Source organism: Muricoccus pecuniae (genome assembly GCF_014199205.1).
Classification (GTDB): domain Bacteria; phylum Pseudomonadota; class Alphaproteobacteria; order Acetobacterales; family Acetobacteraceae; genus Roseomonas; species Roseomonas pecuniae.
Window position 1 is genome coordinate 167,791 of the sequence record NZ_JACIJD010000003.1, and the last position, 14,003, is coordinate 181,793.

The 14,003-nt window shown below is 72.8% G+C and carries 18 protein-coding genes; 12 read left to right on the forward strand and 6 right to left on the reverse strand.

Annotation, left to right across the window (positions count from 1 at the left end; translation table 11 throughout):
- The 9 genes from cysS (at position 1) to pqqE (ending at position 7,026) form a co-directional block, all read left to right on the forward strand.
- A complete protein-coding gene (cysS, locus tag FHS87_RS04510) occupies positions 1–1,440 on the forward strand; it encodes a cysteine--tRNA ligase (protein ID WP_184514338.1) in 1,440 nt (479 codons plus the stop codon).
- A 206-nt stretch (positions 1,441–1,646) separates the two neighbouring features.
- Positions 1,647–2,120 (forward strand): GNAT family N-acetyltransferase, encoded by a 474-nt coding sequence (locus FHS87_RS04515; protein WP_184514340.1) that lies wholly within the window; start codon positions 1,647–1,649, stop codon positions 2,118–2,120.
- A gap of 11 nt (positions 2,121–2,131) precedes the next feature.
- A complete protein-coding gene (locus tag FHS87_RS04520; protein ID WP_184514343.1) occupies positions 2,132–2,923 on the forward strand; it encodes a nickel/cobalt efflux transporter in 792 nt (263 codons plus the stop codon).
- 43 nt (positions 2,924–2,966) lie between these two features.
- On the forward strand, positions 2,967–3,776 hold the full coding sequence (locus FHS87_RS04525; RefSeq protein ID WP_184514345.1) for an RNA methyltransferase: 810 nt from the start codon (positions 2,967–2,969) through the stop codon (positions 3,774–3,776).
- A 63-nt stretch (positions 3,777–3,839) separates the two neighbouring features.
- Positions 3,840–3,944 (forward strand): pyrroloquinoline quinone precursor peptide PqqA, encoded by a 105-nt coding sequence (pqqA, locus tag FHS87_RS04530; RefSeq protein WP_221299526.1) that lies wholly within the window; start codon positions 3,840–3,842, stop codon positions 3,942–3,944.
- Positions 3,945–4,002: 58 nt separating this feature from the next.
- Entirely contained in the window at positions 4,003–4,935 is a 933-nt protein-coding gene (pqqB, locus tag FHS87_RS04535) for a pyrroloquinoline quinone biosynthesis protein PqqB (protein WP_184514347.1), read from the forward strand.
- Positions 4,932–5,660, forward strand: a complete 729-nt coding sequence (gene pqqC, locus FHS87_RS04540) for a pyrroloquinoline-quinone synthase PqqC (protein WP_184514349.1) — start codon at positions 4,932–4,934, stop codon at positions 5,658–5,660. Before pqqB ends, pqqC begins: the two co-directional genes overlap by 4 nt.
- Positions 5,657–5,932, forward strand: a complete 276-nt coding sequence (gene pqqD, locus FHS87_RS04545) for a pyrroloquinoline quinone biosynthesis peptide chaperone PqqD (protein ID WP_184514351.1) — start codon at positions 5,657–5,659, stop codon at positions 5,930–5,932. The genes pqqC and pqqD overlap by 4 nt, the downstream gene beginning before the upstream one ends.
- On the forward strand, positions 5,929–7,026 hold the full coding sequence (gene pqqE / locus FHS87_RS04550) for a pyrroloquinoline quinone biosynthesis protein PqqE (protein ID WP_184514354.1): 1,098 nt from the start codon (positions 5,929–5,931) through the stop codon (positions 7,024–7,026). Before pqqD ends, pqqE begins: the two co-directional genes overlap by 4 nt.
- 3 nt (positions 7,027–7,029) lie before the next feature.
- Here the strand turns inward: pqqE and FHS87_RS04555 are convergent, their stop codons facing one another.
- The 3 genes from FHS87_RS04555 to FHS87_RS04565 all read right to left on the reverse strand — a co-directional run bounded on the left by FHS87_RS04555 (position 7,030) and on the right by FHS87_RS04565 (position 9,180).
- Positions 7,030–7,638, reverse strand: a complete 609-nt coding sequence (locus tag FHS87_RS04555) for a c-type cytochrome (RefSeq protein WP_184514356.1) — start codon at positions 7,636–7,638, stop codon at positions 7,030–7,032.
- 5 nt (positions 7,639–7,643) lie between these two features.
- Positions 7,644–8,876, reverse strand: a complete 1,233-nt coding sequence (locus FHS87_RS04560) for a PQQ-dependent sugar dehydrogenase (protein WP_221299527.1) — start codon at positions 8,874–8,876, stop codon at positions 7,644–7,646.
- Between the two features lie 85 nt (positions 8,877–8,961).
- The gene (locus FHS87_RS04565) at positions 8,962–9,180 is read right to left on the reverse strand and encodes a hypothetical protein (RefSeq protein WP_184514358.1); all 219 of its coding nucleotides are present in this window, start codon (positions 9,178–9,180) and stop codon (positions 8,962–8,964) included.
- Positions 9,181–9,434: 254 nt separating this feature from the next.
- Here FHS87_RS04565 and rpsD point away from each other — a divergent pair, with 254 nt between their 5' ends.
- The 3 genes from rpsD to FHS87_RS04580 all read left to right on the forward strand — a co-directional run bounded on the left by rpsD (position 9,435) and on the right by FHS87_RS04580 (position 12,104).
- Entirely contained in the window at positions 9,435–10,052 is a 618-nt protein-coding gene (rpsD, locus tag FHS87_RS04570; protein WP_184514360.1) for a 30S ribosomal protein S4, read from the forward strand.
- Positions 10,053–10,134: 82 nt separating this feature from the next.
- Complete coding sequence (locus FHS87_RS04575; protein WP_184514362.1) at positions 10,135–10,911, forward strand: hypothetical protein; 777 nt, start codon at positions 10,135–10,137, stop codon at positions 10,909–10,911.
- Positions 10,912–11,075: 164 nt separating this feature from the next.
- Complete coding sequence (locus tag FHS87_RS04580) at positions 11,076–12,104, forward strand: amino acid ABC transporter substrate-binding protein (protein ID WP_312861876.1); 1,029 nt, start codon at positions 11,076–11,078, stop codon at positions 12,102–12,104.
- A gap of 40 nt (positions 12,105–12,144) precedes the next feature.
- On the opposite strand, the gene FHS87_RS04585 is transcribed toward FHS87_RS04580, so the two are convergent.
- The 3 genes from FHS87_RS04585 to FHS87_RS04595 are packed head-to-tail and all read right to left on the reverse strand — an operon-like array spanning position 12,145 to position 13,999.
- Entirely contained in the window at positions 12,145–13,362 is a 1,218-nt protein-coding gene (locus FHS87_RS04585; protein ID WP_184514364.1) for an MFS transporter, read from the reverse strand.
- A gap of 50 nt (positions 13,363–13,412) precedes the next feature.
- A complete protein-coding gene (grxD, locus tag FHS87_RS04590; protein ID WP_184514366.1) occupies positions 13,413–13,754 on the reverse strand; it encodes a Grx4 family monothiol glutaredoxin in 342 nt (113 codons plus the stop codon).
- Between the two features lie 11 nt (positions 13,755–13,765).
- Complete coding sequence (locus FHS87_RS04595; protein ID WP_184514368.1) at positions 13,766–13,999, reverse strand: BolA family protein; 234 nt, start codon at positions 13,997–13,999, stop codon at positions 13,766–13,768.
- Positions 14,000–14,003 lie beyond the last annotated feature (4 nt).

Below are 14,003 nucleotides of genomic sequence, written 5' to 3' on the forward strand. Positions count from 1 at the left end.
ATGCAACTCCAGTTCCACGACAGCGCGCGGCGGGAGAAGGTCTCCTTCACCCCGATCGACCCGGACCACATCCGCCTCTATGTCTGCGGGCCGACGGTCTATGACCTCGCCCATCTCGGCAATGCCCGCCCCGTCGTCGTCTTCGACGTGCTGGCGCGGCTGCTGCGCCGCGAGTTCCCGGCCGTCACCTATGTCCGCAACATCACGGACGTGGACGACAAGATCAACGCGCGCGCCCGGGAGAGGGGCGAGCCCATCGCCGCCATCACCGCGCGCACCATCGCCGACTTCCACGCCGACATGGCCGCGCTGAACTGCGAGCCGCCGGACGTGGAGCCGCGCGCAACGGCGAGCATCCCGGAGATGACCGAGATCATCGAGCGGCTGATCGCGGGCGGGCACGCCTATGAGGCCGATGGGCACGTCCTCTTCTCCGTCGCCTCCTATCCCGAATACGGCCGCCTCTCCGGCCGCACGCCGGACGAGCTGCTGGCCGGCGCCCGCGTGGAAGTCGCGCCCTACAAGCGCGATCCCGGCGACTTCGTGCTGTGGAAGCCGAGCGATGAGGAGACGCCGGGCTGGGACTCCCCCTGGGGCCGCGGCCGGCCGGGCTGGCACATCGAGTGCTCCGCCATGGCCTGGCGCAACCTGGGCGAGGAGATCGACATCCATGGCGGCGGCGCCGACCTGATCTTCCCGCACCACGAGAACGAGGTGGCGCAGTCCTGCTGCGCCTTCCCCGGCACGCGCTTCGCGCATCTCTGGATGCATAACGGCATGCTGCTGGTGAACGGGGAGAAGATGTCGAAGTCGCTCGGCAACTTCCTCACCGTGCGCGACATCCTCGCCCGCGGCCCCTGGGCCGGCGAGGCCTTCCGCCTGCTGCTGCTGCGCACCCACTACCGCTCCGCCCTCGACTACACCGCCGAGCGGCTGGAGGAGGCGCGGGCCGAGCTGGACGACCACTATGCCCTTCTCGTCCGCGACCTCCCCGTGCCGGAGGAGGGTGACGCGACGGTGGCCGACATGGTCGCCTGGGCGCTGGAGCCGCTGGCCGACGACCTGAACACGCCCCTCGTCATCGCCCGCCTGCGCGACCTCCGCGCGCTGGAGAACGTGATGCAGGTCGGCGGCTCCATGACCGCCGTGCTCTCCCGCGCCGATCGCGGCTGGAACCCGCGGCCGGGCCAGGCCGGGGCCGCGCTGCGGATCGCGGCCCGCGCGGTCGGCCTGCTGCCCTCCGACCCCCAGGCTTGGCGCCAGGGGACGACCGCGGGTGGGGCGGGAGACGAGGCGGAGATCGAGGCGGCCATTCAGGCCCGCCTCGCCGCCCGCGCGGCGCGCGACTGGGCGGAGGCGGACCGCATCCGCGCCGACCTCGCCGCCCGCGGCATCCTGCTGGAGGACGGCAAGGGCACGACCACCTGGCGCCGCGCGTGAGGCCTGTCCTCCCCGGAGGACGGCAAGGGCCCGGTCGCCCGTCGCCGCGCGTGAGTCCCGTCCTCCCCGGAGGACGGCAAGGGCCCGGTCGCCCGTCGCCGCGCGTGAGTCCCGTCCTCCCCGGAGGACGGCAAGAGCCCGGTCGCCCGTCATCGCGCGTCAGTCCCCTCCTCCGCCGCGCGACGGCGGGGGACATCCCCTTCGTCATGGCCGTGGAGCGCAGCCCCGGCCATGACGCCTTCATCAATCGCTGGACGGAGGCGGAGCACGGGGCGGCGCTGGCCGGGCCCTCCCACGCCTATCTCGTCGCGCTCGGTGCGGGCAGCGCCCCGGCCGGCTTCGCCATCCTCTCCGACCTGACGGACGCGCATGGCAACACCTGCCTCAAGCGCGTCGCCATGGCCGAGCCGGGAAGGGGGCTCGGCGCCCGGTTCCTCCGCGCCGTGGCGGACCACGCCTTCACCGGCACGGCGGCGCACCGCCTCTGGCTGCACGTGCTGGCGAGCAACGCGCGTGCCCGCCACGTCTATGCCGCGCTGGGCTTCGCGGAGGAGGGGCGGCTGCGGGGCGCCCATCTCGGCCCCGGCGGGGAGCGCACGGACCTCCTGCTCCTCTCCTTCCTGCGCGCGGAGTGGGAGGCGGGGCGCGAGGCCCCTGTGAACGGCGCGCGCGGGGACTGATATAGGCCGGGATGCCCGATTTCGCCGCCGCCCTCGCCTCCGGCCATGCCTGGCTCTACCTGCCGACCGCGCTCCTCCTCGGCGCCCTGCACGCGCTGGAGCCGGGGCACGCGAAGTCCATGATGGCCGGCTTCATCGTCGCCACCCGCGGCACGCCGGGGCAGGCGGTGCTGCTCGGCGCCTCGGCCGCGATCGCGCATTCGGCGGTGGTCTGGGGGCTGGTGCTGGGCGCGCTCTGGCTCGGGCGGGAGATCCTGCCCGAGGCTTACGAGCCCTATCTCGGCCTCGCGGCAGGCGGGGTGGCACTCGCCGTCGCGGCCTGGATGGGCTGGCGCCTGCTGCGCCACGGCACGACGCACACGCACAGCCACGACCACGGGCATGGCTTCGGCCATGACCACGATCACCATGACCATGACCATGACCATGACCACGGCCACGCGGCGCACGGGCATGGACGCGACGCGGGCGCGGCCGAGACGCCGCGCGCCACGAACGCGCAGGTCATCGCCTTCGGCCTCTCGGGCGGGCTGATCCCCTGTCCGGCGGCCCTCGTCGTGCTCGCGCTCTGCCTCAACATCGGGGCGGTCGGGCTGGGGGTGGCGACGGTCGCGGCCTTCAGCCTGGGGCTGGCGATCGTCCTCGTCGGCGTCGGCCTCGCCGCCTCGCTCGCGCTGCGCGTGGCGGGGGAGGCGGCGCCGCGGCTGGCGGATTGGGGGCGGCACGTGCCCTGGCTCTCCGTGGCCGTCATCGCGCTGAGCGGGGTCTGGACCATCGCCCACGCGCTCCCGCGCCTGCCGTGACGCCCCTTGCAGCGGGCGGGCGGGATGCGGCATCCCCCCTGGCATGACTGGCAAAGAGGGCGGCGCCGCCCTGGAACCCCCGCCGGGCGAGAGCCCCATCGTGGTCCTCGTCCGCCCGCAGATGGCGCAGAACATCGGCACCGTGGCGCGGGCCATGGCCAATGGCGGCCTCTTCCACCTCCGCATCGTGGCCCCGCGGGACGGCTGGCCGCAGGAGGTCGCCTGGCGCGCGGCGTCCGGCGCCGACCGCATCCTGGACGCCGCCACCATCCACGACACGGTGGATGACGCGGTGGCCGACTGCCAGCGCGTCTTCGCCACCTGCCCCCGCCCGCGCCACGTCATCATCCCCGTCCGCACCGCCCGCGCGGCGGCCGAGGACCTGCGGGAGATCAATTCCGGCGGGCTGCGCGCGGCGATCCTGTTCGGGCCGGAGCGCGCGGGGCTGGAGAACGAGGACATGGCGCGGGCCGACACCCTCGTCCGCTATCCCCTCAACCCCGTGCATATGAGCCTGAATCTCGCCCAGGCCGTGATGATCCTCGCCTATGAGTGGTGGATGGCTGCCGAGCCCACGCCGCCCCGCGCGCTGATGACGAACGAGACGCGGGTCGCCACCAAGGGCGAGCTGGAGGGCTTCCTCGGCCGGCTGGTGCGGGAGCTGGACACCTGCGGCTTCCTGGACAACCTGCCCAAGCGCCCGGGCATGGTCCGCAACCTCCGCCACCTCTTCCAGCGGGGGGAGGTGACGGAGCAGGAATTGCGGACGCTGCACGGGGTGGTGACCGAATTGTCCCGCGGCCGCATTGCGCGGGGTGGACCGGCGTCGGTGGATCCCCAGATAGACGGGTAGGGCCCGGCGCAGAGAGTGATTGACGCCGGGCCCCCGATCCGCCGGAATACCGTCCGGCGCCGGATGGCGACCCAACCGAGAGGAACCGAAATGGCCTGGAAGACCCCCAAGATCGTCGAGATCTCCGTCGCGATGGAGATCAACTCCTATGCCTGCGCCGAGGTCTGACCGCCCGGCCTGATCACCGGCGGCCCTCGGGATTTTCTCGCGGGGGCGTCGCGACGCGATGCTGAGACTGATCGTGCTCGGCGCCGCGGCCGGCGGAGGCTTCCCCCAGTGGAACTCCGCCGGCCCCGGCTGCCTCCGCGCGCGTGCCGGCGACCCGGCGGCGCGGCCCCGGACCCAGTGCTCCCTCGCCGCCAGCGCGGATGGGGAGCGATGGGTGCTGGTCAATGCCGCGCCGGAGCTGACGGCCCAGATCGCCGCCACCCCCGCCCTTCACCCCCGCCCCGCGCCGGGAGAGGTGCGCCACTCCCCCATCGCCGCCGCCGTGCTGACGGGGGCGGAGGTGGACACGGTGGCCGGGCTGCTCTCCTTGCGGGAGCGTCACCGCTTCGCGCTGCACGCGACCGCGCCGTCGCTCGCCGTGCTGGACGCCAACCCGATCTTCGGCGCGCTGAACCCCGCCATCGTACCCCGCCGGGAGCTGCCGCTGGGCAGGCCCGTGCCGCTCGCCGACGCGGAGGGCGCCCCGCTCGGCCTGACGGTCGAGGCGTTTCCCGTGCCGGGCAAGGTGCCCCTCTTCATGGAGACCCGCGACGAGGCCGAGCCGGGGGAGGAGGGGGCGACGATCGGCCTCTCCATCCGGGCGGGGGAGGGGCCCGAGGCCTTCTTCATCCCGGGCTGCGCGATGATGACGGAGGCGCTGCGCGAGCGCCTGCGCGGTGCCGCCGCCGTGCTCTTCGATGGCACGCTCTGGCGCGACGACGAGATGATCCGCGCCCGCGCCGGCCCCAAGACGGGCGCCCGGATGGGCCATATGTCCATCTCCGGCCCGGATGGCACGCTGGCCGCCTTCGCCGGTCTCGGCGTGCGCCGCCGGGTGCTGGTCCACCTGAACAACACCAACCCCGTCCTGCTGGCGGACAGCCCCGAGCGCGCGGCGGTGGCCGAGGCGGGCTGGGAAGTCGCCGAGGACGGCATGGAGATCACGCTTTGAGCGCCCCGCTCCTCACCCCCGCCGAGCTGGAGGCGCAGCTCCGCGCCATCGGCGCCGAGCGCTACCACAACCTCCACCCTTTCCACCGGCTGCTGCACGGGGGGAAGCTGAGCAAGGGGCAGGTCCAGGCCTGGGCGCTGAACCGCTACTACTACCAGGCGAGCATTCCGGCGAAGGACGCCTCCCTCCTCGCGCGGCTGCCCAGCACCGCGCTCCGCCGGGAGTGGCGGCGCCGGCTGGAGGACCATGACGGCGACGGCACCAAGCCCGGCGGTGTCGAGCGCTGGCTGGTCCTCACCCGCGGGCTGGGGCTGGAGGACGAGTACGTCACCTCCCTGCGCGGCCTGCTGCCCGCCACCCGCTTCGCCGTGGACGCCTATGTGCATTTCGTCAGGGAGCGCACGGTGCTGGAGGCCGTCGCCTCCTCCCTGACCGAGATGTTCTCCCCCGCCATCATCTCCGAGCGGGTGAGCGGGATGCTGCGCGCCTACGACTTCGTGGACGAGGCGACGCTCGCCTACTTCACCCCCCGCCTGACCCAGGCGCCGCAGGACGTGGAATTCGCGCTCGGCTACGTCACGCGGGAGGCCCGCACGCGGGAGGAGCAGGAGGCCGTGCTCGGCGCGCTGCGCTTCAAGTGCGACCTTCTCTGGGCCCAGCTCGACGCGCTGCACCACGCCTATGTCAGCCCGGGCCTGCCGCCGCCCGGCGCCTTCGTGCCGTGACCCTCTCCCCCGCCTCCGTCCCCCGCTTCGCCCGCGGCATGCGCCTGCGCGAGGACCCCGCGCGCGGCCGCTGGGTGGTGGTCGGCCCCGAGCGCCTCTTCGTGCCGGACGAGATCGCCCTGGAGGTCCTGCGCCTGCTGGACGGCGCGCGGGGGGTGGACGCCATCGTGGACGACCTCGCCGCCCGCTATCACGCCCCGCGCGAGGCGATCGCGGCCGATGTGCTCGCCCTGCTGGACGACCTGCAGGCCAAGGGCGTTGTCACCGCATGACCGCTCCCCCACCCCCGCTCGGCCTGCTGGCGGAACTCACCCATCGCTGCCCGCTGCGCTGCCCCTACTGCTCCAATCCCGTGGAGCTCTCCCGCGCCTCGGCGGAGCTGGACGCCGCCACCTGGGGCCGCGTCTTCCGGGAGGCGGCGGCGCTCGGCGTGCTGCAGCTCCACCTCTCCGGCGGGGAGCCGGCGGCCCGGCGGGACCTGCCGGAGATCGTGGCCCATGCCGCCTCCGCCGGGCTCTACAGCAACCTCATCACCTCGGGCGTGACGCTGGACGCGGAGCGGCTGCGCGCCCTCGCCGCGGCGGGGCTCGACCATGTCCAGCTCTCCGTGCAGGACGCGGAGGCCGGATCGGCCGACCGCATCGGCGGGCTGCGCGGCGGCCATGCCCGCAAGCTCGACTTCGCCCGCGCTGTGGAGGCGGCGGGCCTGCCGCTCACCCTCAACGCCGTCGTCCACCGGCAGAACCTGGACCGCCTCGGCGGGCTGATCGATCTCGCGCTGGAACTCGGCGCGGGGCGGTTGGAGGTGGCGCATGTGCAGTATTACGGCTGGGCGCTGCGCAACCGCGACGCCCTCCTCCCCAGCCGCGCCCAGCTCGACGCCGCGACGCGCACCGTCACCGAGGCGCGGGAGAGGCTGCGCGGGCGGCTGGTGATCGACTACGTCGTGCCGGACTACCACGCCAAGCGCCCCAAGGCCTGCATGGGCGGATGGGGGCGGTCCTTCATCGCCGTCTCGCCCGCCGGCCGCGCCCTGCCCTGCCACGCCGCCGAGAGCCTGCCCGGCTTCGACTTCCCGGATGTGCGGGAGCACTCGCTGGCCTGGATCTGGACGGAATCCGAGGCCTTCCAGCGCTTCCGCGGCACGGGCTGGATGCCCGAGCCCTGCCGCGGCTGCGAGCACAAGGAGAGGGATTGGGGCGGCTGCCGCTGCCAGGCCTTCGCCCTGACCGGCGACACCGCCGCCACCGACCCCGCCTGCGCCCATTCCCCCCACCACCACCTGCTGGACCTCGCGGTTCAGGATGCGGCCGTGGCGGGGGTGGAGTTCACCTATCGGGAGATGGGCGCCGCCACCGCGGGCTAGGGTTCAGCGCTGCGAGACGTAGTGCGCGATCGCGTCGAGCTGCGCGTCCGTCAGCCCGTAGACGGCCGCGTTCATCTGCGTGTCCGACCCGTGGCGCACCCCGTCGCGATAGGCGCGCAGCGTGGCGGCGAGGAAGTCCTCCCGCTGCCCCGCGATGTGCGGCACCTGGTTCTGCCCGACCAGGGTCGGCGTGTGGCACACGCCGCAGCGCAGCCGGTTCGAAAGCGCCGCCCCGTTGTTGAAGGCACCCACGTTCCGCCGTGCGCGGTCCGGCGGCGGCGAGTGGGGGAGGGAGGCGAAATAGGCGCCGAGATCCTCCACCTGCTCGTCCGTCAGCCCCTCCGAGGGCTTCTGCATCGCCGGCACGTCCCGCAGCCCTTCCCGGAAGAGCACGAGCTGCACCGTGACGAATTCCCGCTGCTGCCCGGCGAGGGAGGGGATGGACGGGATCGCCGAGACCCCGCGCTCCCCGTGGCAGGCGCCGCAGTTGCGCTCCGCGACGATCGCCGCGCCCCGGGCCACCGCCGCGTCCTGCGCTTGGGCGGGGAGAGAAACGGTGGTGAGGAGAAGGGCCGGCGCGATCAGCGCCAGCCCCGTGATAAGTGCACGCAATCCCGTCACCGCCCGTAGGAGATCCGGTAGATCGCGCCGTTATGCTCGTCAGAGACGAGCATCGAGCCGTCCGGCATCACCATCACGTCGGTCGGGCGGCCGGCGAAGCTGTTGGCGCCGCTGTCCAGCAGGCCGGTCAGGAAGGGCTCGACCTTCCCCTCGCTCCCGTCCGCGTTCAGCGTCACCGTCACCACGTCGAAGCCGATCTTCGCGTCGCGGTTCCACGAGCCGTGGCGCGCGACGAAGGCCCGCCCGCGATAGGCCTCGGGGAACATGGTGCCGGTGTAGAAGCGCATGCCGAGCGGCGCCGTATGCGGGCCGAGCAGCGCGACGGGCGCCGGGAACTCCGAGCACTTCCGCCCGGTATGGCCGGGATCCTGCCAGGCCGCGCCCGAGCAGTAGGGGAAGCCGTGGTGCTCGCCGGGGCGGGACAGGCGGTGCAGCGTGTCCTCCGGCGTGTCGTTGCCCGCCCAGTCGCGCGCGTTGTTGCTGGCGTAGAGGACGTTGGTGCCCGGCCGCCAGTCGAAGCCGACCGAGTTGCGGACGCCGTGCCCCATCACCTCGCGCCCCGAGCCGTCGGGGTTGTAGCGCACGATCAGCGCGTGGCGGTTCTCGTCGAAGGTGCAGACGTTACAGGGCACGCCGATGTTCATGTAGAGCTTGCCGTCCGGCCCGAAGGCCGCGAACTTCCAGCCGTGATGCGCCTCGGTGGGCAGGGCGAAGGCCTGCGTCATCTCCACCGGCTCGGCATTCGGGTTCTGCGCGATGTTGTCGTAGCGCAGCACCCGGTTCATCGCGATGACGTAGAGCGAGCCGTCCTTGACCGCGACGCCGTTCGGATTGTCCAGCCGCTGGGCCAGGACGCGCGTGCTGCGGCTGCCGTTCTCCTCCTTCACGGCATAGACGCGGCCGATGGTGCGGGTGCCGACATAGACGGTGCCGTCCTCCCCGCGCGCCATCATCCGCGCGCCCGGCATGCCGGAGGCCCAGAGCTCCGCGCGGAAGCCCTCGGGCAGGCGGATGGAATCGACGGGGATGCGCTCGACGGGCGTGGCCGTCAGCCGGGGGGCATGGGGGGCGAGGGGGGAATTCGCCTGCGCCTCCGACCGGCCCTGCGCCCAGGCGGGCGGGCTGGCGGGCGAGCTGGCGGGCGCGGGCGACTGCGCGGCGGCGGGAAGGGCAAAGGCGAGGGAGAGCGCGCCGGCCATGGCCGTGCGCAACCTGGTATTGGACGTCATCACTTCCTCCAGGGCGGCGCTTGCTGCGCCATCCCGGATGGAGGCTATGTCATCCAGGCAACATGGGACAATGCCCCGGCGGGGATCAGATCCGCCCCTCGGCCTGGAGGCGCCGGACCAGCCGCCCGGCCAGCCACTTCCCGATCACCCCGGCGATCGGGGCGGCGGGGATGACCAGCACCCAGCCGAGGTGCACGCCCTGCGCCACCATGCCGAGCCCGATGGCCAGCATCAGCCCTCCGACGAGGCTGCCCATGACGCCCGCCGTGAGGCCGAGGACGAGGATGTCTTCGCGTGTTCCCATGCCCCGGGTTATGGCGGCGCCCCCGGATTTGACCAGGGGGATTTGACCAGGAGTTTGACAAGCGCCGCCCGATCGCCTATCGGCCCCGCTCTTCCCGGGAACGTGGACGTGCCCAGGGGCTTCGGCCCCCTTCGCGGCGCGCGCCCGCCCCCCGCCACAGGGCGAGGGGACTACCGGGACAACACCACGGGCAACGAGCCACCGGATCAACCGGGGCAGCCGCCAGCCCGGACAGATGCGAAAGGACCCGCCGCATGACGAAGCGCGCGGAAAGCAAGTACAAGATCAACCGCCGCCTGGGCGTGAACCTGTGGGGGCGCGCCAAGTCCCCGATCGCCAAGCGCGAGTACGGGCCCGGCCAGCACGGCCAGCGCCGCAAGAACAAGCCGACCGACTTCGGCATCCAGCTGATGGCCAAGCAGAAACTCAAGGGCTACTACGGCAACATCGGCGAGAAGCAGTTCCGCAAGTACTACGACGAGGCCGTGCGCCGTAAGGGCGACACCTCCGAGAACCTGATCGAGCTGCTCGAGCGCCGGCTGGACTGCGTGATCTACCGCATGAAGTTCGCGGTCACCCCCTTCGCCTCGCGCCAGTTCGTCAACCACGGGCATATCACCGTGAACGGCAAGCGCGTGAACATCCCCTCCTACCTCGTGCGCGACGGCGACGTCATCGAGGTGAAGGAGAAGTCCAAGGGCCTGACCGCCGTGCTCGACGCTGCCCAGTCCGGCGAGCGCGACGTGCCCGAGTACATCCAGGTCGACCATCGCCAGATGAAGGGCAGCTTCGTGCGCGCCCCCAAGCTGTCGGACGTGCCCTATCCCGTGCAGATGGAGCCGAACCTGGTCGTCGAGTTCTACTCGCGCTGAACCATCCGCTTCACTGAGGCGTTGCCCGGACGGCCGGAGGGGAACACCCTCCGGCCGTCCTTGTTTCCGGGAACCGCCAGCCGTGCCGCAGGACCAGCTCCGCCGCCTCATCCTCCTCATCCTGCCCTGGGTGCAGATCGGCACCGCCTTCCTGCCGGCCCTTGGCATCGGCTCCTCCATGGCGGCCGTCTCGGCGGCCTCCCGCACCCCCGTGGTGCCGGCGGGCTACGCCTTCTCGATCTGGGGCCTCATCTTCGCCCTCGCCGCCGCCTATGGGATCTGGCAGTTCCTGCCGGCCAACCGGGACAGCGCGCTCGCCCGGCGCACGGGCTGGCCGCTGGCGGGCAGCTTCGCGGCGAACACGCTGTGGCAGACCACCTCCCAGATCACGGGCTCCGTCGGCTTCGGGCTGCTGGCCATCATCCTCGTTAGCCTCGCCTGCGCGCTCACGGCCCTCTTCCTCGCCCGCAACACGCCGGAGGCGGGGGTGGGGCCGCGCTGGATCGTCACCCCGCTGACCGGGCTGCTCGCGGGCTGGCTGACGGCGGCGAGCTTCGTGAACCTCTCCAGCGCCGCGCGCCAGGCCGGGATGCTGCCCGAGCACGGGCTGGGCGCGACGCTCGCCGCCGTGGTGGTCCTGCTCGCGGCCGGTGGCGCGGCCGCGGCGCTGGCCTGGCTGCTGCGCCGGGATGCCGGCTGGTTCGCGGGGGCGCTGCTCTGGGCCTTCATCGGCGTGGTCGCCGCCAATCTCGGGGTGAACCAGGTGAACATCCCGGCGGCCCTGACCGCGGCGGTGATGCTCGCCCTCGTCCTCGCCGTCGCCTGGCAGGGGCGCCGGCCCGCAGTCGCCACCACTTGAGGCATCCCGCCGCCCGGGCGGGCTTTTCTCCGCGCGGCGAGAGGCGGGCTGCCGCTTCGCAGGGCAGATGGCCGCGCCGGCCGCCAGGGGTCCCACCTCGCCGGTTGACTTGCCCTGGCGCCGCTTCGCACGCTCCCCCTACGAATCAGCGAAGGCCTGACAGCATGATGAAGCGCGCGATCCTCGCCACCGTCGCCGCGGCGGCGGCCCTGTTCTCCACGGCCGGACCTGCCAGGGCCGGCGCCAGCCTGGACGCCATCCGGGCCCGGGGCCAGCTCGTCTGCGGCATCCACACCGGCGTCGCGGGCTTCGCCATCCCGGATTCCCGCGGCGTGTGGCAGGGGCTGGACGTCGATCTCTGCCGCGGCCTCGCCGTGGCCCTGTTCAACGACCCGAACAAGGTCCGCTACACCCCGCTCAGCTCCTCGACGCGCTTCACCGCCCTCAGCTCGGGCGAGATCGACGTGCTCTTCCGCACGAGCACGCACACGATGCTGCGGGACGTGACGCTCGGCCTCCGCGCCATCACGCCCTATTTCTACGACGGCCACGGCTTCATGGTCCGCGCCAACGCGAACATCACCAAGGCCTCCGAGATGGGCGGGGCGACGATCTGCCTCATCCAGGGCACGACCAACGAGCAGGTGACGGCGGACTACTTCCGCAGCAACAACCTGCAGTTCACCCCCGTGCTGTTCCAGCGGAACGACCAGGCCTCCGACGCGCTGCAGGCCAACCGCTGCGACGCCTTCGGGACGGATGCCTCCCAGCTCGCTGCCGTCCGCTCCACCATGCCCAACCCGGCCGAGTGGAAGATCCTGGACGAGCGCTTCTCCAAGGAGCCCTACGGCCCCTATGTCCGCCGCGGGGACGACGAGTGGTACGACCTCGTGCGCTGGTACGTGAACGCCGTGATCCAGGCCGAGGAAAGCGGCGTCACCAGCGCGAATGTGGACGAGGTGAAGCGCACCACCACCAACCCCGACACCCGCCGCCTGCTCGGCGTGACGCCGGAGCTGGGCCAGTCCCTCAAGCTCGATCCGAACTGGGTGGTGAACATCGTCAAGGCCGTCGGCAACTACGGCGAGATCTACGAGCGCCACATGGGGCCGAAGACGCAGGTCGGCCTCGCCCGCGGCCCGAACGAGCTGTGGACGCGCGGCGGGCTGCTCTACGCCCTGCCGATGCGCTGAGCCCCGGCGGCCGCGGGCCGGCATCGCGCCCGCGGCCACCTCAATGCCTCCGCCGCAGCCGCGGCAGGACCAGCAGCGCCACCAGCCCGAGCTGGGCGGTGGCCAGGAGCTGCGGCAGGAGCCAGCTCCCCGTCGCCGTCACCAGCGCCGCGAAGATCGCGGGCGGGACGAGGTAGCCGAGGAAGCAGAGGGTGGTGGAGCCCGCGGTCGCCTCCGCCACCCGCCCGGGCGGGGAGAGGCGCGCGACCTCGGCCTGGTAGATCCCGTTCCAGCTCGCCACCAGCGAGCCCGCGAGCAGCCCGAGCAGGAGGGTGGGCAGGAAGCCGAGCGGCGGCAGCAGGACGAAGGCCGTCACCACCGCCGCCCCGCCGAGGCCCTGGCCGATGAGGTTCATCGCGGCGTTGCCCGTGCGGTCCGCCATCCAGCCCAGCACCACCCGCGCCAGCACCCCGCCCGCCTGCATGGCCGCGAAGACCGCGCCGGCCTGGACGAGGTCGAGGTGCCGCGTCTCGATCAGCCAGGTCACGGCGAAGGCGAAGAAGCAGCCCTGCACCGTGGCCAGCGAGCAGGCGAGCAGGGTGAGCGGCGGCAGGAGGGGGTGAAGCCGCAGCGCCGCGAAAGGCCCTGTGAGGTTATGGCGGCCGAACAGCGCGCGGGGATGCACCGGCCGGCCGGGCTCCCGCTCCACGTCCAGCGACCGGCGGCTGGGCTGGATGATCGCCGCGGAGACGAGGGCGACGGCGATGGCGAGGGCGAGCGCCGCGGGCCACCCCTTCGCCGCCGCCACCGGCGCGACGAGCAGCCCCGCCAGCACGCCCCCCAGCGGCGCCCCGGCCTGCTTGATGGAGAAGATGAGGGAGCGATGCCGCGCCGGCGCCGTGGCGGAGAGGATGCGGCTGCCGGCCGGGGGCGTCGGGCCGTAGCCCAGCCCGACGAGGAAGGCGGAGAGGCCGAGGGCGAGCATCCCGCCCACCCCCGCCACCGCCAGCCCCACCGCCGCGAGAAGGGCGCCGGCCTGCAGCGTGCGGACGGGGCCGAGCCGCGCGAGCACCGGGCCGCCGGGGATGAGGAAGGCGAGGGTGCCCAGCGTGCCGAGGGCGGAGAGATGGCCCGCCGCCTCGGGCGGGAGGCCGGCGCTGCCCGTCAGCAACGGGGCGAGCACCGGCACGCACTGGTTCAGGAAGGCCGCCACCGTCTGCATCAGCAGGGTGACGAGGAGGGCGACCTTCCAGGAAGCACCCGAGAGGCCTTTCGGCACCCCGGGCTCGGCAGCGGGCCCGGGCTCCTGGGGCCCGGGCGCCGCGTTGCTCACGCCGCCGCGGTGTGCGGGATGCCGTTCTCGGTCAGCAGCGTGGCCAGCTCGCCGGTCTGGAACATCTCGGTCACGATGTCGCAGCCGCCGACGAACTCGCCCTTCACATAGAGCTGCGGGATGGTCGGCCAGTTGGAATACGCCTTGATCCCCTCGCGGATCTCGCCATCGGCCAGCACGTTCACGCCGTGGAACGGCACGCCCATGTGGGAGAGGATCTGCACGACCCGCGCGGAGAAGCCGCACTGCGGGAAGACCGGCGTGCCCTTCATGAACAGCGTCACGGGGCTGGAGTCGATCTCGGACTTGATCTGCTGGAAGACGGGATTGTCGGACATGGGGGTTCCCTTCACTCGGGGGCGGAGGTCTGGAGGGCGAGGGCGTGGAGCGCACCGCCCATGCGGCCCTGCAGGGCGGCATAGACGAGCTGGTGCTGCTTCACGCGGGAGAGCCCCTTGAAGGCGGGGGAGATGACGGTGGCGGCGTAATGGTCGCCGTCACCCGCCAGGTCCTCGATCCGCACCTCCGCGTCGGGAAGGGCGGCGCGGATCAGGGCCTCGATCTCGGCGGCGGGCATCGCCATCGGC